The sequence below is a fragment of the Variovorax sp. OAS795 genome, assembly GCF_040546685.1.
GTDB lineage: Bacteria > Pseudomonadota > Gammaproteobacteria > Burkholderiales > Burkholderiaceae_C > Variovorax.
In genome coordinates this window covers 280,794-301,266 of sequence record NZ_JBEPOH010000002.1, presented here as the reverse complement: position 1 = coordinate 301,266, position 20,473 = coordinate 280,794, and the positions used below count along the sequence as shown (strand labels likewise).

Genomic DNA, 20,473 nt, shown 5'->3' with positions numbered 1-20,473 from the left:
CCCCAAGACCAATGAAGGAGACACCCATGTTCACTCGACGCCTCGCGATTCCCCTCGCCCTGGCTCTCTGCGCCCTCCATGCACCGGGCTTCGCGCAGAACTTTCCCGCCCGTCCCGTGACGCTGGTGGTGCCGTTCCCGCCGGGCGGCGGCACCGACACCGGCGCTCGCGTCATCGCCGAGCAGTTGAGCCGGCGCTGGAACCAGCCCGTGATCGTGGAAAACAAGGGCGGCGCCGCCGGGCAGATCGGCGCCGACTTCGTCGCCAAGTCCAAGGCGGACGGCTACACGCTGCTGCTGGGCAACATCGGCACGCAGGCGATCAATCCGCTGCTGTATCCCAAGCTCCCCTACGACGCGGACAAGGCCTTCGCCCCGGTGTCCCTGGTGGCCGAGCTGCCGCTGGCCATGATGGTCCATCCGTCGGTCCCCGCGAAGACGGCGGCCGAGTTCGTGGCGCTGGCCAAGACCAAGCCCGGCCAGATGAGCTACAGCAGTTCGGGTGCGGGCGGCGCGCCGCACCTGGCCGCCGAGATGTTCAAGGACCAGACGGGCACCTTCATCCTGCATGTGCCCTACCGCGGCGGCGGCCCGGCCATTGCCGACCTGCTCGCGGGCCATGTGCAGCTGTCGTTCATGACTGTGCTGGAGGCCTCCGGCCACATCAAGGCCGGCAAGCTGCGCGCGCTGGCCGTGACCGGCGACAAGCGCGTGCCGGCGTTTGCCGAAGTGCCGACACTCGCCGAAAGCGCGGCGCCGGGCTTCAACGCGATCTCCTGGATCGGCCTCCTGGCACCTTCGGGCACGCCGCCGGATGTGGTGGAGAGGATCGCCGCCGACCTGCGCGCGGTGCTGGCCGACGAATCGGTCAAGGCGCGTTTCACCGGCCTGGGCGGCGTGCCGCGCACCACCTCGCCGCAGGAGTTCGGCAAGTTGATCGCCGACGACAGAAGCCGCTACGCGCAGGTCATCCGCAGCCGCAAGATCACCATCGAGTGAGCACGGCGCGGCGTCCTTTCGCCAATAAGAAACCCAACCCTGAAAAGGAGACATCCATGCAGTTCGCAACCCTGTTCAAGATCCTCGCGGTCGCGGCGCCTTTGGCCGCGGTGCCGGTGGCGGCGTCGGCCCAGGCGGCCTATCCGGCCCGCGCCGTCAAGATCATCGTGCCCGCGCCGCCGGGCGGCGCGATCGACACCATCGCGCGGGTCGTCGGCGACAAGCTCTCGCAGTCGATGGGCCAGCCGGTGATCGTCGACAACCGGCCCGGCGCCTCCAACAACCTCGGCACGGACGTGCTCGCCAAGTCGGCGCCGGACGGCTACACCATCGGCATCGTGGGCGGCAGCCACAACACCAACAAGTTCCTGTTCAAGAACCTGGGCTGGGATCCGCTGGCCAGCTTCGAGCCGATCGTCTACACGCACGAGGTGCCGCTGGTGTTCGCGATCTACCCGCAGCTGCCCGCGAAGACGCTGCCCGAGTTCGTGGCCTGGATGAAGGCCCATCCGGACGAGGCCAAGGTCGCCACCTCCGGCCGCGGCAGCGCGCAGGAAATGGCGGCCGAGATGTTCCGCATGGCCAGCGGCGCGCCGATGCTGCTGGTGCCCTACAAGGGCTCGTCGGCCGCGCACCCCGATCTGCTGGCCGGGCGTACCGCCCTCTTCATCGACACCCTCACGGCCATCCTGCCGCAGGTGAAGGCCGGCAACGCGCGGGCCGTGGCCGTGTCGACGCGCAAGCGGACCCAGTCGCTGCCCGACGTGCCGACCGCGGACGAACAGGGCTTCAAGGGCTACGACGCCAACACCAACGGCGGCTTCCTGGCGCCGGCCGGCACGCCCAAGGCCATCGTCGCCAGGCTCAATGCCGAGATCAACGCGGCGCTCAAGCTGCCCGACGTACGCACGAAGCTCGAGGCCGCCGGCATCGAGATCCAGGGCGGCACGCCGGAGGCCTACGCGGCACTGATCAAGTCCGACCTCGCCAAGTGGGGCAAGGTGGTCAAGGAGGCGGGGATCCAGCCGGAGTAGCAAGGCGCAACGGCAACACAGCCCCGGTGGACATCAGGGGTACTCCCGCTGCACCGCATGCGAGAACGCCAGCGGATCGGCCGCCAGCGAGGCATGCAGGAACGTGGGACGCAGGTTGATCGACGCCAGTTGGTTGACCGGGAACCAGCGAAACTCCAGTTCCAGGTGGCTTTCGATTCCGCGGTAGATGCGCGCCTTGTCGAGGAGCTGCGAGCCCTCCGGCAGCGAGACGAGAAAGTAGAACCCGATCTCGTGGTTGCGCTGCCCCGACAGGTCGAAGAAGTTCTCGGCGATATGAAGCAGCGCACCGCAGGCCACGTCCTCGCCGAGCTCTTCCTTCATCTCGCGCACGACCGTGGCCGATGCCGCTTCGCCCACCTCGACCCGGCCGCCCGGCAGCGCCCAGTACGGATCGCCCGGGGCACGGTGCACGAGCAGGTGGCCCTCATGGAGCACGATGGCCGCGGCGCGAACCTGGAAGCGCTGGCCCTGGAGATGGACGGAGATCATGGGTGTCGATTGTGGGCCGCCGACGGAGAATGAGCCGATGGCAACGGCACTTCGCACCGCCATCACCAGGAATAGCGACACGCTGCTACACGCAATCAATGGAACTCCGCCAACTCCGGTACTTCGTGAAAGTCTGCGAACTTCGCAGCATGGGCCGCGCCGCCATCGAGCTCGGCGTCGTGACATCCGCGCTGAGCCAGCAGATCAGCCGGCTGGAGAGCGAGCTCAGCACCCGGCTGCTCCAGCGCAGCAGCACCGGCGTCAGCCCCACCGACGCAGGCGTCGCCTTCCTGCAGCAGGCCCAGCTGACGCTGCGGCATGCTGACGAGGCCGTGCGCGCCGCGCAGCAAGCGCGCCTGTCTGGCCATGTGAGCGTGGGCCTCTCGCCAACCACGGCCTCGGTGCTCGGCCTGCCGCTGATGCATGCCATGCGCGCGCGCTACCCGGACGTGCGCCTGCATCTCGTGGAGTCGCTGTCGGGCAACCTGGCCAGCATGCTGCAGGCCCGCCAGCTGGACCTGGCCGTGCTGTTCGAGACCACCACCCCGCGCCGCTGGAGCATCGAGCCCCTGCTGGACGAGAAGCTGTTCGTGCTGGCCGCCGCCTCGCTGGCGCAACGGCCGGCAGGTGCCAAGGTCCGGCTGGCCCAGCTCGCCGAGGTGCCGCTGATCATGCCAAGCGCCGGACACGGCCTGCGCGCGACGCTGACCGCCGCTTTCGCCCGTGCCCGCATCGCGCCGCAGATCGTGGCGGAAATCGATGGCCTCGCCCTGCTGATGGACGCAGTGCGCGCCGGCCTGGGCGCCACGATCCAGCCCGGGGCGGCCATTGCGCGCCAGGGCCCCGACGGTGTGCACAGCAGCCAGATCACCGATGCCCATGTCGGTCGCGCAGCCTGCTCGTCAGCCTGTCGGACGACGAACTGTCTCCGGCGGCACTGGCCACCCGGGTGGTGATGGCCGACACCGCACGCATGCTTGTGCGCGAGGGCCGGTGGGTCGGCGCAAGTCTTCACGAAAACTGAACACCCGTTGCCGGGCATCGCGTTTCGCCGGATGAGCGGAATGCCTAAAGTCTCCTGAACCACAAGGAGACAAGAGAATGAGCGATGCGCAGGTCGACGTCCTGGTCATAGGAGGCGGCAATGCCGCGCTCTGCGCCGCACTGATGGCGCGAGAGGCCGGTGCCAGCGTTCTGCTGCTCGAGGCGGCGCCGAAGGCCTGGCGCGGCGGCAATTCCCAGCACACGCGCAACCTGCGCTGCATGCACGACGCGCCGCAGGACGTCCTGGTCGAGGCCTATCCGGAAGAGGAGTACTGGCAGGACCTGCTCAAGGTGACCGGTGGCCTGACCGACGAACACCTGGCGCGTGTCGTGATCCGCGCCTCGTCGAACTGCCGCGACTGGATGCGCCGCCACGGCGTGCACTTTCAGCCACCGCTCTCGGGCGCGCTGCACGTGGCGCGCACCAATGCCTTCTTCATGGGCGGCGGCAAGGCACTGGTGAATGCGTACTACCGCAGCGCCGAGCGCCTGGGCGTGCAGATCCGCTACGAGACGCCCGTGGTTTCGGTCGAGCTCGACGGGGATCGCTTCGTCGCGGTACACACCGAGGCCCGCGAACGCATCGCCGCTCGAAGCTGCGTGCTCGCCGCCGGCGGCTTCGAATCGAATCGCGCCTGGCTGCGCGAGGCCTGGGGCCAGAACGAACGCGGCGAATGGCCGGCCGACAACTTCCTGATCCGCGGCACGCGATTCAACCAGGGTGTGCTGCTCAAGCAGATGATCGAAGCCGGTGCAGACGCCATCGGCGATCCATCGCAGGGCCACATGGTGGCCATCGACGCACGTGCCCCGCTCTACGACGGCGGCATCTGCACCCGCATCGACTGCGTGTCGCTGGGCGTGGTGGTCAACCGGGAGGCGCGCCGCTTCTACGATGAGGGCGAGGACTTCTGGCCCAAGCGCTACGCCATCTGGGGCCGCTTGGTGGCGCAGCAGCCGGAGCAGCTGGCCTATTCCGTCATCGACCAGAAGGCGATCGGCCGGTTCATGCCGCCGGTCTTCCCGGGCACCGTCGCCGACACGCTGCCGGAGCTGGCACGCCAGCTCGGCCTGGACGAGGCGACCTTCCTGCGCACCATTGCCGACTACAACGCGTCCTGCCGCGTGGGCCGCTTCGACCACACCGCACTGGACGACTGCCACACCGAGGGGCCGCACCCGCCAAGACCCATTGGGCGCGGCCCATCGACACCGCGCCCTTCCATGCCTACCCGCTGCGCCCGGGCATCACCTTCACCTACCTGGGGCTGAAGGTGGACGACACGGCCGCCGTCCGCTTCGGCGACCGGCCCAGCCCGAACCTCTTCGTCGCCGGCGAAATGATGGCCGGCAACGTGCTCGGCAAGGGCTACACCGCCGGCGTCGGCATGAGCATCGGCACGGCCTTCGGCCGCATCGCCGGCACACGGGCCGCCGCCGCGGCCAGGCAACAGAAAGAGTCCCAGCATGCAATCGCTTGAAGCCCTGGCACGCGAAGCGGTGTCCCTCGCCGAGGGGGCGCGCCGCGTCATCCCCATCCTGTCGGCCGCCGAGACCGAGGTCGGCCGACAGATGCAGATCTGCAATGCCTGCCGCTACTGCGAGGGCTTCTGCGCCGTGTTCCCGGCCATGACGCGCCGGCTCGAATTCGGCAAGGCCGACATTCACTTCCTGGCCAACCTCTGCCACAACTGCGGCGCCTGCCTGCACGCCTGCCAGTACGCACCGCCGCACGAATTCGCCGTCAACGTGCCGCGGGCCATGGCCGAGGTGCGGGGAAAAACCTATGTGGACTACGCTTGGCCGCCCGCGCTCGGCGTGCTGTACCAGCGCAACGGGCTGACGCTGTCGTTGGCGCTGGCCGCAGCGCTCGCACTGTTCCTGGTGCTCGCTGCAACGCTGAAGGGCAGCCTGTGGGGCGCGGCGCCCGGGGACAACTTCTACAGCGTGTTCCCGCACAACCTGCTGGTCGGCATGTTCGCACCCGTGTTCCTGTTCGCCATGCTGGCCCTTGGCATGGGCGTGCGGCGTTTCTGGCGCGACGTTACGCCCGCCACTGGTGGCGCCCCGCTGAACCGGCCCGCCGCGGCTGAAGCCGCAGACGCGGTGCTGCGCCTCAAGTACCTCGATGGTGGCCATGGCGAGGGCTGCCACGACGACGACGATGCCTACACGCTGGCACGCCGGCGCTTCCACCATCTGACCTTCTACGGCTTCATGCTGTGCTTTGCCGCCACCAGCGTGGCCACGCTGTATCACTACGCCTTCGGCTGGGCCGCTCCCTACGCTTTGCCCAGCCTGCCGAAACTGCTCGGCGTGGTCGGCGGGGCCAGCCTGATGATTGGCACGGCCGGCCTGTGGCGGCTGAACCGCAGGCGCCACCCATTGCATGGCGACGTGGCACAGAAGCCGATGGACCTGGGCTTCATTGCACTGCTCTTCCTCACCAGTGCCAGCGGACTGGCCCTGTGGCTCGGCCGCGGTACCCCCGCCCTGGCCTTGCTGCTGTGCCTGCACCTGGGGGCTGTCATGGCCCTGTTCGCCACGATGCCCTACGGCAAGTTCGGGCACGGCATCTTCCGCAGCGCCGCGCTGCTGCGCCACGCCGTCGAGAAGCGCCTGCCCAACCCCGTTGGCCTGGGTGCGGACTGACCCGGCAACCCCACAACCCCAAGGAGACCTCGATGAACGAACCTCAACTTCTGCACGCCGTGGCCGCGGCCGCCGTGCTCTGCCTCACAGGGCATGCCCATGCCCAGGACTTCCCGCCCAGGAAACCCGTCACGCTGGTGGTCGGCTTTGCGCCGGGCGGCGCAGCGGACGCGGCGGCGCGCCTGATCGCCAAGAAGCTCGGGGACGACGTCGGCCAGACCGTGATCATCGACAACAAGGCCGGTGCGGGCGGCAACATTGCGCACCAGTACGTCGCGCATGGCCCAACCGACGGCTCGATGCTGTTGTTCGGCTCCATCGGCCCGCTGACCATCGCGCCTCATGTGATGAAGGTCGGCTACGACCCGTTCAAGGACCTGGCGGCGGTGTCGGGCGGGGTGAACTTCCCCAACGTGCTGGTGGTGCACAAGGGCCTGGGCGTCAAGACCCTTTCAGACTTCGTGGCGCTCTCGAAGAAGAAGCCCGGCAGCGTCGACTTCGCATCGACCGGTGCCGGTTCGGCCTCCCACCTGGCCGGGGAACTGTTCAACCAACGCGCCGGCATCGACATGGTGCACGTACCCTACAAGGGCGGCGCTCCCGCCCTGCAGGACCTGCTGGGCCAGCGCATCGCCTCGTACTTCTCGGCGCCGCCAACGGCACTGCCCCACGTCGAAGCCGGAAACCTGATCCCGCTGGCCACCACGGGGCTGACCCGGCCGGCCTACATGCCCAACATCCCGACGGTCGCCGAGTCGGGCTACCCGAACTTCGAGGCGCTGAACTGGTACGCCTTCGTGGCCCCCGGCAAGACGCCCGTGGCCATCCTGGAGCGCTGGAACCAGGCCGTCGTCAAGGTGCTGGCCGACCCCGGCGTGAAGGAGGCGCTCAACAAGCACGGCCTGACCCCGCAGCCGACGACGCGGGCCGAGCTCACCGACTTCATGAAGAAGGAGGATGCCAAGTGGAGTGCCATCGTGCGCGATCGGAAGATCACCGCAAATTAGGAGGCTCCGACGAAAACCGCTTGACCCTCTCGCAACGGCACGGTCTAGGATGCCTTCCAACTTGAGAGGGAAGGCATGTTTCTGAGGATTGGTGAACTGGCCCGGCGCACGGGGCTGACAGTGCGCGCGTTGCGGCACTATGACGATATCGCCCTGCTGGTGCCGTCCGAAAGGTCCAATGCCGGCTACCGCCTGTATGGGCGGAAAGACGTGGCGCGGCTCTTCCGCATCCAGGCGTTGCGGCGACTCGACCTGTCGCTTGCCGACATACAAGGCCTGCTCGACAACGCAGCCGGCGGTATCTCGGAACTCGTGGCGCAGCAGGTGGCGCAGCTCGACCGCGAAATCCTGCAGGCGTCGGCACTGCGCACCCATCTGCTCGCGGTGCAGGACCAGCTGCAAGCCAGCGAAGAGCCCGCCATGGACGACTGGCTGCTGGCACTCGAAAGCATGGTCGCAGGCTCGAAGTATTTCAGCGTCGACGAACAGCGCACGCTCAAGGCGCAGCGCGACGGTTTCGCTGACGCCATGGCGCCCGAGCGTGCCGAGCTGTCGGCGTGGCTGCACCGCCTGGTCGCGGACGGCGTATCGCCCGAGAGCCCGCAAGCACAGACCCTGGCGCAACGTTGGATTGAACTGTTGCTCGAAGAAGCCGGCGGCGACGAAGGTTTGCTGATGAAGCTCTACACCATGCACTGGAACGAGCCGTCGCTCCACGCGCTGACCGGTGTGGACCGCGCAGGCATCCGGTACATCTCGCACGCGATGGCCTTCGCGCGCCTGCAGCTCTATGCGCATTACTGCAGCGCCAGCGACATGGCCACGCTGCGCCAGCACTACGTTGCCCAGACCGATGCATGGCCGCCGCTCATTGCAGAGGTTCGGCAACAGATGTTGGCGGGCGCTCCCACCGATGGCGCAGCCATGCGTGCCCTGGCGCGGCGCTGGCAGGAGCTCTCGCTCGCCAAGGCCGGCGGCGACGCCGCGCTGGACGCGAAGCTGCAACGCGCGTTCCACCATGACGCGGCCCTGCGGGCCGGCTCGGGCATCGACGAGACATTGGCAGCCTACGTTGGGCGAGCCAGCGCGCATCTGAACGGCACGTCGACCTCCTGATTGAATCTCGAAGGCTCCACGTGAACGCAGAAACACAGACGAACCCTCACTTCTTCACCGGCAACTACGCGCCGCTCACCGAGGAGCACGACATCGCGGCGCTTCACATCGAAGGCACGCTGCCACCCGGGCTGTCGGGCAGCCTGTACCGTGTGGGCCCGAGCCCGCAATACGCACCGCGCGACAACGACTACCACTGGTTTTCCGGCGACGGCATGGTGCATGCCTTCCACATCGACAAGGGCAGCGTGTCCTACAGCAACCGTTGGGCACGCACGCCGAAATGGCAGCTCGAACATGAAGCCGGACGCGCGCTCTTCGGCACCTTCGGCAACCCTGCCACCAGCGACCCGCTGGCGCAGGGCCGAAACGGTGGCACGGCCAACACCAGCATGCTGTGGCATGGCGACCGGCTGTTCGCGCTCGAAGAGTCGCATCAACCCTTTGAGCTGGATGCCTACACGCTGGCTTCCAAGGGACACCAGAGCTTCGGCGACCGCGTGACCTCGCGCTCCACCGCGCATCCGAAAGTGGACCCGGTGAGTGGCGAACTGCACTTCTTTGCGTACTCGCCCGACGGCCCCTGCTCGCCGACCATGCTCTATGGCGTGATGGACAAACACTGCGAGGTCACGAGGCTCGAGTCGTTCAAGGCGCCGTATGCCAGCATGGTGCATGACTTCATGGTGACGCGCGAGCATGTGCTCTTTCCCGTCACGCCGCTGACGCTCAGCGTGGAACGCGCGATGCGCGGCAAGCCACTGCTGGCTTGGGAGACCGGCCTGCGGACCTGCGTTGGCGTGATGCGGCGCAATGGCGCGACGGACCCGTTGCGCTGGTTCGATGCCGATGCCTGCCACGTGTTCCATGTGATGAATGCCTGGGACGACGGCGCCACTGTCGTGGCCTACGTGATGCAGTCCGAAACGGCGCCCGGACTGCCCGATGCCGAAGGCCATCCGGGTGACCCCGACGCCATGGCCGCGCGCCTGTGCCGCTGGACTTTCGACTTGAGCGGCACGAACACCGGATTCCGGCGTGAGTACCTCGATGACCTGGTGGCGGAGTTTCCACGCATCGACGAGCGCTACGCGGGCCGGCGCAACCGCTATGGCTTCTACACCTGCCACGCGACGGCGCGCGCAAGGGATGACTCGGAAAGCGTGCTCTACGACAGCCTGGCCCGTTTCGATTTCGATACCGGCGAGCGCAGCATGCACACGCTGCCGCATGGGGACGTGGTGTCCGAACCGGTATTCGTGCCGCGCGCGACCGAGGCAGCCGAGGGCGACGGCTGGCTGCTTGCCGTGGCCTGGCGTGAACAGGAACGGCGCAGCGACCTGCTGGTGTTCGATGCAATGGACCTGGCGGCGGAACCCGTCGCGGTCGCCCGTTTGCCGCATCGCGTACCGTTCGGCTTCCACGGAACTTGGCGACCTGCGCGCATTTGACCCTCCAGGCCATCAGCCACATGGACTCATCGGCAGGTTAGCCTCGTTCGCTTCACCTTCTCGGGCCTTCGGAGCTACAGCACTTGACGCTCGGCTACGACGAAAGCCGTGATCTCGGCCAGGAACGTCTTTGCGTGGGCCATTGTCACTTTCCCGGCCTCGGAGCCGAACGCCGCCTCCAGATTCTCTTCAACGCGGACTCCCGCGGCTCGCGAAAAACTATTCGGCGCCGAGCGCGCATTGCTCGTAGATTGCTGGACGCCGTGCGCCCCCTCTAGGTGCAGGATCAAGGCTTACCATTCGGTGCGTTTCGAATAACAAGCAGCCAAAACACCAGACCTCCAACTGCACCTGAACCAAGATAGTTAAGCGAGTCGAACAGTCCCGACTGAGCCCAACGCACGGAGTCGAAGGGCACGGCAAGCTCATTCCAGAATGGAACGGCAAGCAAAAGGCCGCCAAGCGCAAATTGCCACCAACGTTTGAGGTTCCAACGTTTCATCGCCGCGTATGCAGGCAGACCGAAAACCAGGGCGCACAGAATTGCTAGCGGAAATCCTGCAATCCAATAGAAAGGCAGTCCGCACCAGGCGAATGTTCCCACGAGCAAGCCAACTCCACAGGTACCGGCAGTCGCCAAGGCAACGCCAGCGCAGGCGGAAAAGCAGAGCAACCCAAGAAATGGAATCATCCGTGCGCCCTAAGTTGTGGTGTGGCCGGGGCAACTTTTGATTCGCATCGCGGCCACCGGCTACGGACGGCTCATCACCCATCAACTGGTGAAGAGCGAAGGCTCTAGCAATTTCACGCCGACCATCTCTCGCTCGATTCGTTTGGACAGTTCATCTTGCACTGCAATCTGACCAATTTGCGGCAGATGTGCTAGCGGCGTAGAGGTCAATGCGTCGGGCTTGAGAACGAGCCTGCTCACATCCCTCATCAAGCCGTGTTTGAGCAGCCGCGGATCAAATTTCGACTGAGACAAATCGATTGCCGTGTCCTCCACTGCCAAAACATTGAGCGCAAAGAACTCGCCCGTCAGGGTCGTCTTCTTGTAGGTGACTTCTAGAGGAAGAAATTCGCATTGGCACTGATGTGCCTCCAAGAGAAGCGCAAACCGTCGTGAGACGATCCAAAAGGGGACCGTCATGATGAAGTCGGTCAACCCCACAGGGCTTTCCCGATCATCTCGAAGAGCGACCCTCATCCGCCCCCAGTTCTGTACGCAACGCTGACCTTCATTGAGTTCGATGCTCGAGTCGTCAAATATCGTGGTCAGGTCCGCTTGATGAGGAGTCGCTTCTGGTGCGGGAACGTCGCGCCGAAGATCGAGGGTCAGCAGCTTTGTCATTTCGATGTTCAGTGTCTGCTTCTCAAGACAGCTTCGAGAGTTGCCGGTTGTACAGCTTGCCGGCAAGGCTTCTGCCGGTGGCCTTGTCGCCTGATTCGAATGCCGCAATCATCTTCATCAGATCCGAACCCACCTGCTGAGCCACGTCGCGGTTTCCCAGCCGTGGCTCTGCCAGTGCCCATAGGTCTCGCAAGTCCCTCATGTGAGTTTCGAATGTCCAACTGCTCCAATCCGGGTATTCGTCAGGCGAGTTGGTCCAGGCCGCCGAAACGGCCCCTTGGAGGTTGTTCAAGGTCTCGCGAAGCGACATAGTCTCCCCAAATTCTGCCGTCGACTTGAGGGTCCGGCTCTCGTCGCGCGGCCACTCACATACTTAGGGATTTCGGCGCCCCATTATCAGCCCTCTTAGGTAGGACGCAGTCTCGGTGTGCCCCTGCGCCTTGGCCAAATCTTCCGGAAGCATTCCTCGGGTCGAACGCAATTCCAGGCTCGCACCAGCCTTCGTAAGCACGCGTACGATTTCTATCGATCCGGCCCCGGCCGCGACGTGCAACGGTGAGAGCCCACTTGACACGCCATCGGCGCAATCAAGATGATTCAATGAGACGCGATGTTTGACCATGACGCGAATCACGCCGATGTCTTCTTGAAGAACTGCATGGCAAACAGGGCGCAATCCAGCAAGGTCTTTCGCTTCTCCGTCGACGCCATTGGTCAATAGAAAATCTGCAGCGTCAGCATGGCCTGAGAAAATGGCGGAGTTCAAGACGGAAGTTTTGGTCAAGGAAGTCACGTTGAAGTCGGTCTTGTAGCGACTCAACAACTTCAGCATCTTCAATCCGTTCTGACTCGTGGTGGCGTAGTGAGCGACGGCATAGTCGTCGTTCTTGACGCCATTCTGGTAGTTCGGATTTGCGCCATGAGCCAGTAGATAGCGAGCTGTCCCCAGATTTCCGGCGGCCGCGGCAATCAAGAGTGGCGAATCCCTCCTGGTGTCTTGTGTCGGTAGATCGACTATCGCGCCATGCGCGACGAAAAGCGAAAGCATCTTCGCATCACCGATGCGTGCGGCGACATGGGTTGCCGAAGTACCCGATCCCGAGAATGGGGTGTTTGGAACGAAGCCACCCTGAAGAAGCTTTTCTGCCCGTGAGTAGTTGAGAGTCTGGATGGCCTCCAACATCTCGTGATCGCTCGCCGATGCTTCGGTCGCTCGTTGTGCAGATGCCGCGCTGGCGTACACCAGCAATGCGGAAGCAATGGCGGCGGAGAAAGTTCGCAACAGATTCATATTCACGGAATACCTGCCTTCGAGGCTTGAACGCACGGATCTCCGTGCTGTTAGCCTTGCATGGTCGGCAGGGCCTCTGCCACGCCAACTCCGGCCATCGTGCCCAATTCTAGAAGTGAACTCACTATGACCAGCCCGCTGTACAACGCCTCCGTTCCCGTCCTGCAGCAGATGCTGCGCGCCCTGTCCGACGTGCTCAAGAAGGCCGAAGACCACGCGACGCAGAAAAAAATCGATCCAAATGCGCTGCTGCAGGCGCGGCTGTTCCCTGACATGTTTCCGCTGCTACGTCAGGTACAGATCGCCGCAGACTTCTCCAAGGGCATTGCCTCCCGCCTGGCTGGTGCCGAGGTGCCGTCCTGGCCCGACACCGAGGTCAGCTTCGCCGACCTGCAAGCGTTGATCGCCAAGGCTTTGGCCCATATCGGCTCCTTCAAGCCTGAGCAATTTGATTCAAGCGAGAGCCGCGAGATCGTATTGCGCCCCGGCACCCCCAAGGAAAAGAAGCTGACCGCAGGCGCATATCTTCTGCACTATGGACTGCCGCAGTTTTTCTTCCACGTGACCACCACCTATGCCCTCTTGCGCCACAACGGTATCGAGATCGGTAAGCGCGACTACATGGGTGCCTACTAACCCAAGGCAGACAGGAGTTCAGCCACTCTGGCCACTGCCGCACGATAGCAACCAGAGCCTCCGCGTCCGACGCTGAACGGCTGCGGACCTGGCCCATTCGGCGTGAACTTGCGGCTCAATGAACCCGCAGCACCTCAAAATGCTGTCGGGCTAGAGCGACCTGTATCGACACCTCATCACCCTCGCATTTGCCCAGCATGGCCCTGCCCAAAGGTGCTTCGCTGCTGATGACCTGAACGGGCTGAGCGCCGCTCATCAACTTCATGCTGCCCCCATCCGGACCGAGGAAAAGCTGTTGCTCCTTGTCGTCGGAATCGACCAGGCAGACCAGCGCGCCGAGCTGTATACCTTTGCTGGCGTCGTAGGGACGCGGGCGGAACTGGCGCCAATTGGCCATCGCCTGGCGGATCGCTTCGGCGCGCCGAGCCTGGCCGGTGGCCAGGTAGGCGGCTTCGAGTCCCAACGTGTCGTATTTGTTTTCGGCGATGTTCTCTTCGTGAGTCGCCGTTTCATGGGCCGCCCGCACTGCCTGCTCGGCTTGCAGCAGGTCGTCGGCGAGCCGTTCCAGCACCTGCTGTTGCAGCAAGAATTTATCCATGACGAAAGGTCGGCATTTCGAGCAAGCGGGGGGTAGGTTTTGATTATGAAGGGCTCCAGAACCCTTCGGCGCTTATGCTGGCTGCAGGTTAACTCCAGTCATGGGCCCAGCCCTTGAAGAGTCATCCACGCAAGATTGCTGGCTACGGCGGCCCTGACCTCACGCATGGCTGCTACGCAGCCGAATCTCTTCGCGCCGCAAACCGTCGCCTGTAGTCCCGAGGCGCTACGCCCAGGTGGCGCTGGAAGGTCACCCGCATGCGCTCCTCGTCCCCGAAGCCGCACAGCATGGCGACCTGGTCGACGTTGCGGGCGGAGTCCTCGAGGAGTCGTTTGGCTGCCTCGAGGCGGAACACCTCCACCGCCTTGGCCGGCGTCAGCCCGGTCTTCTGCTTGTAGACACGGGCGAAGTTGCGCGGGCTCATGCGTGCCTGCTCGGCCAGTCGCTCGACGCCGAGGTTCGGGCGCTCGAGGTTGCCGGCAATCCACAGGTTCAACTCGTCGAACATCGCGGCGGAATCTTCGGCCTGCGCCTGCAACACCTTGCTGAATTGCGACTGCCCGCCAGGGCGCTTGAGGTAGACCACGAGTTCGCGCGCCACCTCCATCGCCACCTCGTGCCCGCAGTCCGACTCGACCAGCGCCATGGCCAGGTCGATTCCGGCGGTGACGCCGGCCGACGTCCACACGGCCCCCTGCTGGACGAAGATGGCGTCGCGGTCGATCTGCACCGACGGAAAGCGCAGGCTCATCATGTCGAACATCAGCCAGTGGGTGGTCGCGCGCTTGTGGTCGAGCAGTCCGGCCGCGGCCAACAGAAAGGCGCCGCTGCACACCGACGCGGTGCGGCGCGTCTTGACGGCCGCGCGGCGCAGCCACTTGACCAGCGGCGCAGCATTGTCGAGCACCTGCTCCATGTGCGGTGAGCCGGGAACCACCAGCGTGTCGACCGACGACGCACGAAAGCCTGCAAGCGCATCGGTCTGCAGGACCAGCCCCTCGGCGCTTCGCACCAGGCCCCCCTCGAGGCTGGCCGTCACCCGCTCGTAGCCCGCGAGGCCGCGCGCCTCCATCGCCTTGGTGGCGCACCAGAACACAGTCTGCGCACCGGTCAGGTCGAGCAGGCCAACCTCCGGGAAGGCCACGAACAACACGCGTCTGGGGCGCTGCCTGCGGGCCGCCTGTTTTGGCAGTATTTCAGGGATCTTCGTCATTTCAGCCACATTGTGCACTGCCTACCATCGACAACGAATCGCACAGAAAGGCACACACCATGAAGATCGTCGTCATCGGAGGCACCGGCCTCATCGGCAGCAAGCTCATCGCGCTGCTCGCGCAACGCGGGCATGAGGCCGTCGCAGCCTCGCCCAACACGGGCGTCAACACCCTCACCGGCGAAGGCTTGGCCGAAGTGCTGGCCGGGGCCCGGATCGTGGTCGACGTGGCCAACTCACCGTCGTTCGAAGACGCGGCGGTCATGAGCTTCTTCCAGACCTCCGGGCGCAACCTGCTCGCGGCTGAAAAGGCTGCCGGCGTGCAGCACCATGTGGCGCTGTCCGTGGTGGGCACCGAGCGGCTGCAGGGCAGCGGCTACTTCCGCGCCAAGCTTGTGCAGGAACAGCTGATCGAAGCTTCAGGCCTGCCCTACACGATCGTACGGGCGACGCAGTTCATGGAGTTCCTGCCGGCCATCGCGCAGTCCGGCGTCGAGGGGGAGGCCGTACGGCTGCCGTCGGCACACCTGCAGCCGATCGCCGCCCAGGACGTGGCCGCCGCCATGGCCGATGCCACGCTCGGCGCACCCGTCAACGGCATGATCGAGGTGGGTGGGCCGGAGCGCGCCGGCATGGCGACGATGGTCGAACGCTGGCTGCGCGCCTCTGGCGACATGCGCAAGGTGCGTCCGGATGCCACGGCACCTTACTTCGGGGTGGTGGTCGATGACCAATCGCTCACCACGGCCCCCGGCGCACGGATCGGCGCCACCTCGCTCGACGCCTGGCTGGCTGCACGGTGAACGTCGGCCGCTCGTACCGGCTGCGCGAGTTCTTCCTGTGGACCCGGCGCGAGCTCTACCTGCTGCTGGCACTGGGCATCGTGCCTGTGTGCCTCTACGAACTCGCGGGCTGGCACTGGCTCGCCATCCCGTGGACGGTGGTGGCGCTGATCGGAACGGCCACTGCACTGATCGTGAGCTTCAACAATACCCAGACCTATGCGCGCGCGGTGGAGGCGCAGCAGGTGTGGACGGCCATCCTCAACAGCAGCAAGGCCTGGGGCCTGATGAGCCGCGACTACCTGAAGAGTCCGCAGGATACCCGTCGGCTGGTGAACCGCCATCTCGCCTGGGTGACGGCACTGCGCTACCAGATGCGCCGGCACCGCGCATGGGAAAGCACCCGCCGGCGCACCAACGCCGAATACCAGGCGCGCTATTGCGTGCCGGAGCATGAGAGTCCGCTCGACGCGGAACTGTCCCGCTATCTCGAGGGCGACGAACTGCGTGCCGTGCTGGCCTCGCGCAGCAAGGCCAGCCTGCTGATGGCGCAGCAAAGCCGCGCCATCCGGGAGCTTTTCACTGGTGGAGAGATCGTCATCAACTTCTTCATCGAGATGGAGAAGGCGATCAAGGAACTGCTCGACCACCAGGGCCGCAGCGAGCGGCTGAAGAACTTTCCCTATCCGCGCCAGTACGCCGTCGTCAACGCGCTGTTCATTCGCCTGTTCTGCATCCTGTTGCCGTTCGGCATGCTCAAGGAGTTCGACGCGTTGCACCGGGTGTGGCTGGTGATCCCGTTCAGCGTGCTGATCTCCTGGATGTACACCTCGCTGCAGCAGGTCGGCGAAAGCACCGAGAACCCGTTCGAGGGTGGCGCCAACGATGTGCCGATCTCGCAGATTGCCCGCATGATCGAGATCGAGCTGCTCACGCTGCTGGGCGACGTGGAACTCAGGCCGCTGCTGCGGCCGAAGAACGACATCATCCTTTAGGTGGTTCGGCGTCGATGCCGCGCGCGTCAGCCCTTGCCGAGCGAAAGGATCTCGTTGGCGTTGACGATGGTCTGCGCAATCTCCTCGACGCTGACCCGCTTGCTCATGGCCTGGTCGCGCAGCAGGTCGTAGGCCTTGGCTTCGCTGATGCTCCGGGTGCGCATCAGGATGCCCTTGGCCTCCTCGATCCGGCGCACGCCCTGGACCTTGCCGTTGAGCTTGCGCAGCTGCCGCTTCTGGGCCTTGAGCTCGCCATGCACCTGGCGCGCCACCACCAGCACCGACAGCAGCCCGAAGGATCGCACCGGTGATGGCAGCGTGGCCTTGGCGCCCGCGCGCAGCACCGTCTCGACGATGGTCGGGTTCTCGTAGTTCACCACCGCGATGATGGTCGGCCCCTCCTCCGCGTTGAACCATTCGTAGTTCATGTCGATGCTGTCGGGGCGCACCGCCAGGAAGACCACGTCGGTCATCTCCGGCAGCTGCGGCAGCGGCGGCCAGAACGCCTGCACATGGCAGCCGATGCGGCGCAGCTGCTGCGTGAGTTGCTGGCCGTCGCCGTCGTCCGGGTGGCACACCGCCACGCGCAGCATCCGCAGGTTCTTCAGCTGGGTCGGCGTCGGGCCGCCCTTCTGCTGGCGAACGGATTCGGGCACCACCTCAGAGCTCCAGCGTGCTCAGCTCGGCGGCCCAGTCGCCCAGCGAATGCGTGACCATGTACGGGTCCGGGTGCACGGCGCGTGTCGCTTCGCGCACGATGGTGAACTGCCCCCTGGAGTTGACCACCCCGATCCTCGGATACAGGCAGGTGTGGTGATTGGTGGGATCGATGCGGATCCTGCCCTGGGGCGCCTCGAACTCGCTGCCGAGCACGTGCGGCACGAGCTGCGCGAGCTCGTCGGTGCCGGCCTGCGCAAAAGCGTTGGCGAACACGTGCGTCTGGAAGTAGGCGGCTTCCCAGCACAGGTTGGGCACGCAGTCCGCGCCGAAACGGCGGCGCAATCGCTCCAGGCACCGGAAGTTGGTGTCCGACTGGATCGACTGGAAATACGGCGCCGAGGTGAAATGCCCTGTGCCCGCGCCGTCCATCTGCGAGATCTCGGCCTCCGAGGTGGTCAGGCTGCCGATCGGCATGGTCTTGGGATCGAAGCCCGCGTCCGCATAGGCGCGGTAGAGGCAGGCCGCGGAGTCGCCCACCACGGTGGAAAAGATGAAGTCGGGCCGCAGGTTCCGGATCTCCTCGATGATCGGGCGGAAGTCCGCTTCGGTGGCGTTGAGCGCGACGTACCGCTCCCCCACCTTTTCGCTGTTCTGCCGCTGCAGCACCAGCTCGCTCATGATGCGGTTCGACTCGTACGGATAGATGTAGTCCGACCCGATGAGGTACACGCGCGCACCGAAATTCGCCGTCATGAATTCCGCCAGCTGCACGCTGTTCTGGTTCGGCGCCGCGCCGGTGTAGATGATGTTGTTCGAGAACTCGAAGCCTTCGTACAGGGTCGGGTAGAACAGCAGCTTGTTCCATTTCTCGACCAGCGGCAGCACGGCCTTGCGGCTGCTCGACATGTAGCAGCCGAGGATCACGTTGACCTTGTCCGCGATGATCAGCCGCTCGGCCAGCTGCGCATAGACCGCCGGCGTCGATTGCGCGTCGTAGACCACCGGCACCATCTCGCGGCCGTCGAGCCCGCCGGCCTCGTTGATCTCGTCGATGGCCAGCAGCGTGCCCTGCAGCTGCGACTTGCCGATGGTCGATGTGACGCCGGTCTGCGAATAGAGCACGCCGACACGCACGGGATCTTTGTTGGCCACGGGCTGGGTCCTCAGGTTGGATGCGGGATGTTTGCGCGCTTCATGCACAGCTCAGGCGAGCATACAACCGGCACAGCGTGGCGGGGAGCGCATGGGGATCGTCCACGATGTCGAAATGGCCCCAGCCGAAGATCCGGCGCACGTACGCGTCGGCCGCCGCATCCACGGCCAGGCAATGCACCTGGAAGCCTGCGGCGCGCGCCTCGTGCACGGCTGCGCGCGCGTCCTCGACCAGGTGCACCGGATCGTGCACGTCGACGTCGGACGGCGCGCCGTCGGTCACCAGCAGGATCACGCGGTGCTGCGAAGGCTCGCGCGACAGCGTGCGCGCCGCGTGGCGCAGGGCCGCCCCCATGCGCGTCGAATGGCGCCCCGGCGCGGCGGAAATCGTCGCCTCGGCGCGCGCGTCCAGCGGCGCACCGAACTCGAGCAGGCGGTAGTTGTCGACCTGGGCACGGGTGTTCGACGAAAAGCCATGGATCGCGATCCGGTCGGCCGGCCCGCTCCCGGTCTCCGCCGCCACGGCGCGCGCGAGCAGCAGCGCGGCCTCCTTCTCCAGGTCGAGCAGGCAGGCGCCCGTGCCGTCGAGCGGCGCGGTGGTCGACTCCGAGAGGTCGAGCAGCACCATCAGGCTGCAGGCGCGCTCTTCGTTCGCGCTGCGGATGAACAGGCGCGGATCGATCGGCAGGCGGGCCCTGTGCGCCACCATCACCTCGACGGCGGCGTTGAGGTCGAGGTCGTCGCCCTCCCATTGCCGGCGAAGCCTGTGCACGCGGCTGAGCCGCCGCGCCCGCACGAGCCGCAGGGTCTCGCGCGCGGCCGTGCCGGATGCGGCCCGCTCCCGTCCGCTCCCAGCGGCAGCCCAGGACGGCAGCTTGTCGATCACCGTGCACCAGTCGCCGCGCAGCACGGCCACGCGATGGTCCCATTCGGCATGCGTCGTCCGGGCCAGTTCCGCCTCGCGCATGCCGGGCGCGTCCGGCGCCGGCGGCTCGTTCGGCGATGGCCGCGGCACATGGAGTTCCAGCGGCTGCGCCTGTGCGCGCGCGTCGTCATAGGTCCAGAGAAACGCGTTGTCGTCGCGGTAGGCCGCGGGCACCCGATACAGCTCGGCCCGGAACGGCACGCGCATCTGGCCCAGGTCATTGGCGAGCAGCGAACCCAGGCGCCTGAACGCCGCGTAATCGCCGAGGCCGGTCGCCGCCTGTGCCTCGAACATGCTGCGGGCCTTGTTCACCCAGTGGTTGTCGTCCTGGTAGGCCGGATCCATGAGCGCAAGGTTCAGCCGCGAGACCAACGCCGCGAAGCCGAGGCCGCCGGGCTGCAGCGCATGCACGAGCGCATCCACGAACCACCGGCGCATGCCGGGATAGCTGCGCAGCATCAGGCGCTCGACACGCGCATCCTCGATGGCGGAGATGACCGCCAGGCTCATCGGCTTGAGCTTGCCGGCCGGCAGGCCCGGCGCCGAGTGCAGCAGGTGGGCGGCGGCATGCGCGGCAGCGGTCCGGTAGAGCTGGTAGCGGTCGCCGCCGTCCAGCGCCGTGTAGTCGTCCGGCAGCAGCAGATGGGTCGGCGTGAGCGTGGGACGCAGCGGCGCGCCGTAGAGCTGGCCCTGCGCACGCGGCTGGATTGCCACCGCGCGGCCGGTGAATCCCTGCACCAGCAACCCGAGCGAAGGCGCCGCGCGTTCCACGCCGCCTGCGGCGATCTCGCGGTGGAGCGATTCGACGGCGGCCTCGTTGGCCAGGGCCAGGTAGGCGCGCAGCCGCTGGCGGTCGCCATCGTGCAGGCGCAGGCCGGCCAGGATCCAGCGCCCGATCGACTCGGCGGGCGCGCGCGCGAGCAGCAGGTCGAGCCGGTCTTCGACCGCGCGCGCACACACCGGGTCGGCATCTTGCAGTTCGTCGAGCCAGGCGGACATCCGCGCCCGCTGCGCCGCGGGGTCCGCGTGCGTGTCCGTGTGAGTGGTGGCGGCCATCA

19 protein-coding genes and 2 pseudogenes are annotated in these 20,473 nt (G+C 66.0%); 11 read left to right on the top strand and 10 right to left on the bottom strand.

Annotated features, from left to right (window positions below):
* The first annotated feature begins 26 nt into the window (after nucleotides 1–26).
* Nucleotides 27–998: a Bug family tripartite tricarboxylate transporter substrate binding protein gene (locus tag ABID97_RS26885; RefSeq protein ID WP_354402313.1), complete on the top strand. Its 972-nt coding sequence runs from the start codon at nucleotides 27–29 to the stop codon at nucleotides 996–998.
* A gap of 56 nt (nucleotides 999–1,054) precedes the next feature.
* On the top strand, nucleotides 1,055–2,032 hold the full coding sequence (locus tag ABID97_RS26880) for a Bug family tripartite tricarboxylate transporter substrate binding protein (RefSeq protein ID WP_354402311.1): 978 nt from the start codon (nucleotides 1,055–1,057) through the stop codon (nucleotides 2,030–2,032).
* A gap of 33 nt (nucleotides 2,033–2,065) precedes the next feature.
* Here the strand turns inward: ABID97_RS26880 and ABID97_RS26875 are convergent, their stop codons facing one another.
* Nucleotides 2,066–2,542, bottom strand: coding sequence for an NUDIX hydrolase (locus ABID97_RS26875; protein WP_354402309.1), 477 nt, complete (start codon nucleotides 2,540–2,542; stop codon nucleotides 2,066–2,068).
* Nucleotides 2,543–2,640: 98 nt separating this feature from the next.
* On the opposite strand from ABID97_RS26875, the pseudogene ABID97_RS26870 reads away from it, so the two are divergent.
* The 6 genes and pseudogenes from ABID97_RS26870 to ABID97_RS26845 all read left to right on the top strand — a co-directional run bounded on the left by ABID97_RS26870 (nucleotide 2,641) and on the right by ABID97_RS26845 (nucleotide 9,812).
* Nucleotides 2,641–3,566, top strand: a pseudogene (locus ABID97_RS26870) (LysR substrate-binding domain-containing protein).
* 77 nt (nucleotides 3,567–3,643) lie between these two features.
* Nucleotides 3,644–5,067: pseudogene (gene tcuA, locus ABID97_RS26865) on the top strand (FAD-dependent tricarballylate dehydrogenase TcuA).
* Nucleotides 5,054–6,238, top strand: a complete 1,185-nt coding sequence (tcuB, locus tag ABID97_RS26860) for a tricarballylate utilization 4Fe-4S protein TcuB (protein ID WP_354402307.1) — start codon at nucleotides 5,054–5,056, stop codon at nucleotides 6,236–6,238. Before tcuA ends, tcuB begins: the two are co-directional and overlap by 14 nt.
* A gap of 32 nt (nucleotides 6,239–6,270) precedes the next feature.
* Nucleotides 6,271–7,245: a Bug family tripartite tricarboxylate transporter substrate binding protein gene (locus ABID97_RS26855; protein ID WP_354402305.1), complete on the top strand. Its 975-nt coding sequence runs from the start codon at nucleotides 6,271–6,273 to the stop codon at nucleotides 7,243–7,245.
* Nucleotides 7,246–7,320: 75 nt separating this feature from the next.
* A complete protein-coding gene (locus ABID97_RS26850) occupies nucleotides 7,321–8,361 on the top strand; it encodes a MerR family transcriptional regulator (RefSeq protein WP_354402304.1) in 1,041 nt (346 codons plus the stop codon).
* A 20-nt stretch (nucleotides 8,362–8,381) separates the two neighbouring features.
* On the top strand, nucleotides 8,382–9,812 hold the full coding sequence (locus ABID97_RS26845) for a carotenoid oxygenase family protein (protein WP_354402303.1): 1,431 nt from the start codon (nucleotides 8,382–8,384) through the stop codon (nucleotides 9,810–9,812).
* Between the two features lie 286 nt (nucleotides 9,813–10,098).
* Here ABID97_RS26845 and ABID97_RS26840 read toward each other — a convergent pair whose 3' ends face one another.
* From ABID97_RS26840 to ABID97_RS26825, 4 genes are all read right to left on the bottom strand, one after another.
* Entirely contained in the window at nucleotides 10,099–10,314 is a 216-nt protein-coding gene (locus ABID97_RS26840; protein ID WP_354402302.1) for a hypothetical protein, read from the bottom strand.
* A gap of 270 nt (nucleotides 10,315–10,584) precedes the next feature.
* On the bottom strand, nucleotides 10,585–11,163 hold the full coding sequence (locus ABID97_RS26835) for an imm11 family protein (RefSeq protein WP_354402301.1): 579 nt from the start codon (nucleotides 11,161–11,163) through the stop codon (nucleotides 10,585–10,587).
* A gap of 22 nt (nucleotides 11,164–11,185) precedes the next feature.
* Complete coding sequence (locus tag ABID97_RS26830; RefSeq protein ID WP_354402300.1) at nucleotides 11,186–11,455, bottom strand: hypothetical protein; 270 nt, start codon at nucleotides 11,453–11,455, stop codon at nucleotides 11,186–11,188.
* An 81-nt stretch (nucleotides 11,456–11,536) separates the two neighbouring features.
* Nucleotides 11,537–12,454: an ankyrin repeat domain-containing protein gene (locus ABID97_RS26825; RefSeq protein ID WP_354403064.1), complete on the bottom strand. Its 918-nt coding sequence runs from the start codon at nucleotides 12,452–12,454 to the stop codon at nucleotides 11,537–11,539.
* Between the two features lie 126 nt (nucleotides 12,455–12,580).
* On the opposite strand from ABID97_RS26825, the gene ABID97_RS26820 reads away from it, so the two are divergent.
* Nucleotides 12,581–13,090, top strand: coding sequence for a DUF1993 domain-containing protein (locus tag ABID97_RS26820; protein ID WP_354402299.1), 510 nt, complete (start codon nucleotides 12,581–12,583; stop codon nucleotides 13,088–13,090).
* A gap of 115 nt (nucleotides 13,091–13,205) precedes the next feature.
* Here the strand turns inward: ABID97_RS26820 and ABID97_RS26815 are convergent, their stop codons facing one another.
* Nucleotides 13,206–13,688, bottom strand: a complete 483-nt coding sequence (locus ABID97_RS26815; protein WP_354402298.1) for a GreA/GreB family elongation factor — start codon at nucleotides 13,686–13,688, stop codon at nucleotides 13,206–13,208.
* 172 nt (nucleotides 13,689–13,860) lie between these two features.
* A complete protein-coding gene (locus ABID97_RS26810) occupies nucleotides 13,861–14,901 on the bottom strand; it encodes a GlxA family transcriptional regulator (protein ID WP_354402297.1) in 1,041 nt (346 codons plus the stop codon).
* A gap of 59 nt (nucleotides 14,902–14,960) precedes the next feature.
* On the opposite strand from ABID97_RS26810, the gene ABID97_RS26805 reads away from it, so the two are divergent.
* Complete coding sequence (locus ABID97_RS26805; RefSeq protein WP_354402296.1) at nucleotides 14,961–15,704, top strand: SDR family oxidoreductase; 744 nt, start codon at nucleotides 14,961–14,963, stop codon at nucleotides 15,702–15,704.
* Nucleotides 15,701–16,678 (top strand): bestrophin family protein, encoded by a 978-nt coding sequence (locus ABID97_RS26800; RefSeq protein ID WP_354402295.1) that lies wholly within the window; start codon nucleotides 15,701–15,703, stop codon nucleotides 16,676–16,678. The genes ABID97_RS26805 and ABID97_RS26800 overlap by 4 nt, the downstream gene beginning before the upstream one ends.
* A 26-nt stretch (nucleotides 16,679–16,704) precedes the next feature.
* Here the strand turns inward: ABID97_RS26800 and ABID97_RS26795 are convergent, their stop codons facing one another.
* The 3 genes from ABID97_RS26795 to ABID97_RS26785 are packed head-to-tail and all read right to left on the bottom strand — an operon-like array spanning nucleotide 16,705 to nucleotide 20,471.
* A complete protein-coding gene (locus tag ABID97_RS26795; RefSeq protein WP_354402294.1) occupies nucleotides 16,705–17,334 on the bottom strand; it encodes an ANTAR domain-containing response regulator in 630 nt (209 codons plus the stop codon).
* Between the two features lie 4 nt (nucleotides 17,335–17,338).
* Entirely contained in the window at nucleotides 17,339–18,490 is a 1,152-nt protein-coding gene (locus ABID97_RS26790; protein WP_354402292.1) for a transporter substrate-binding domain-containing protein, read from the bottom strand.
* A 40-nt stretch (nucleotides 18,491–18,530) separates the two neighbouring features.
* Nucleotides 18,531–20,471: a nitric oxide reductase activation protein NorD gene (locus ABID97_RS26785; RefSeq protein ID WP_354402290.1), complete on the bottom strand. Its 1,941-nt coding sequence runs from the start codon at nucleotides 20,469–20,471 to the stop codon at nucleotides 18,531–18,533.
* Nucleotides 20,472–20,473: the final 2 nt, after the last annotated feature.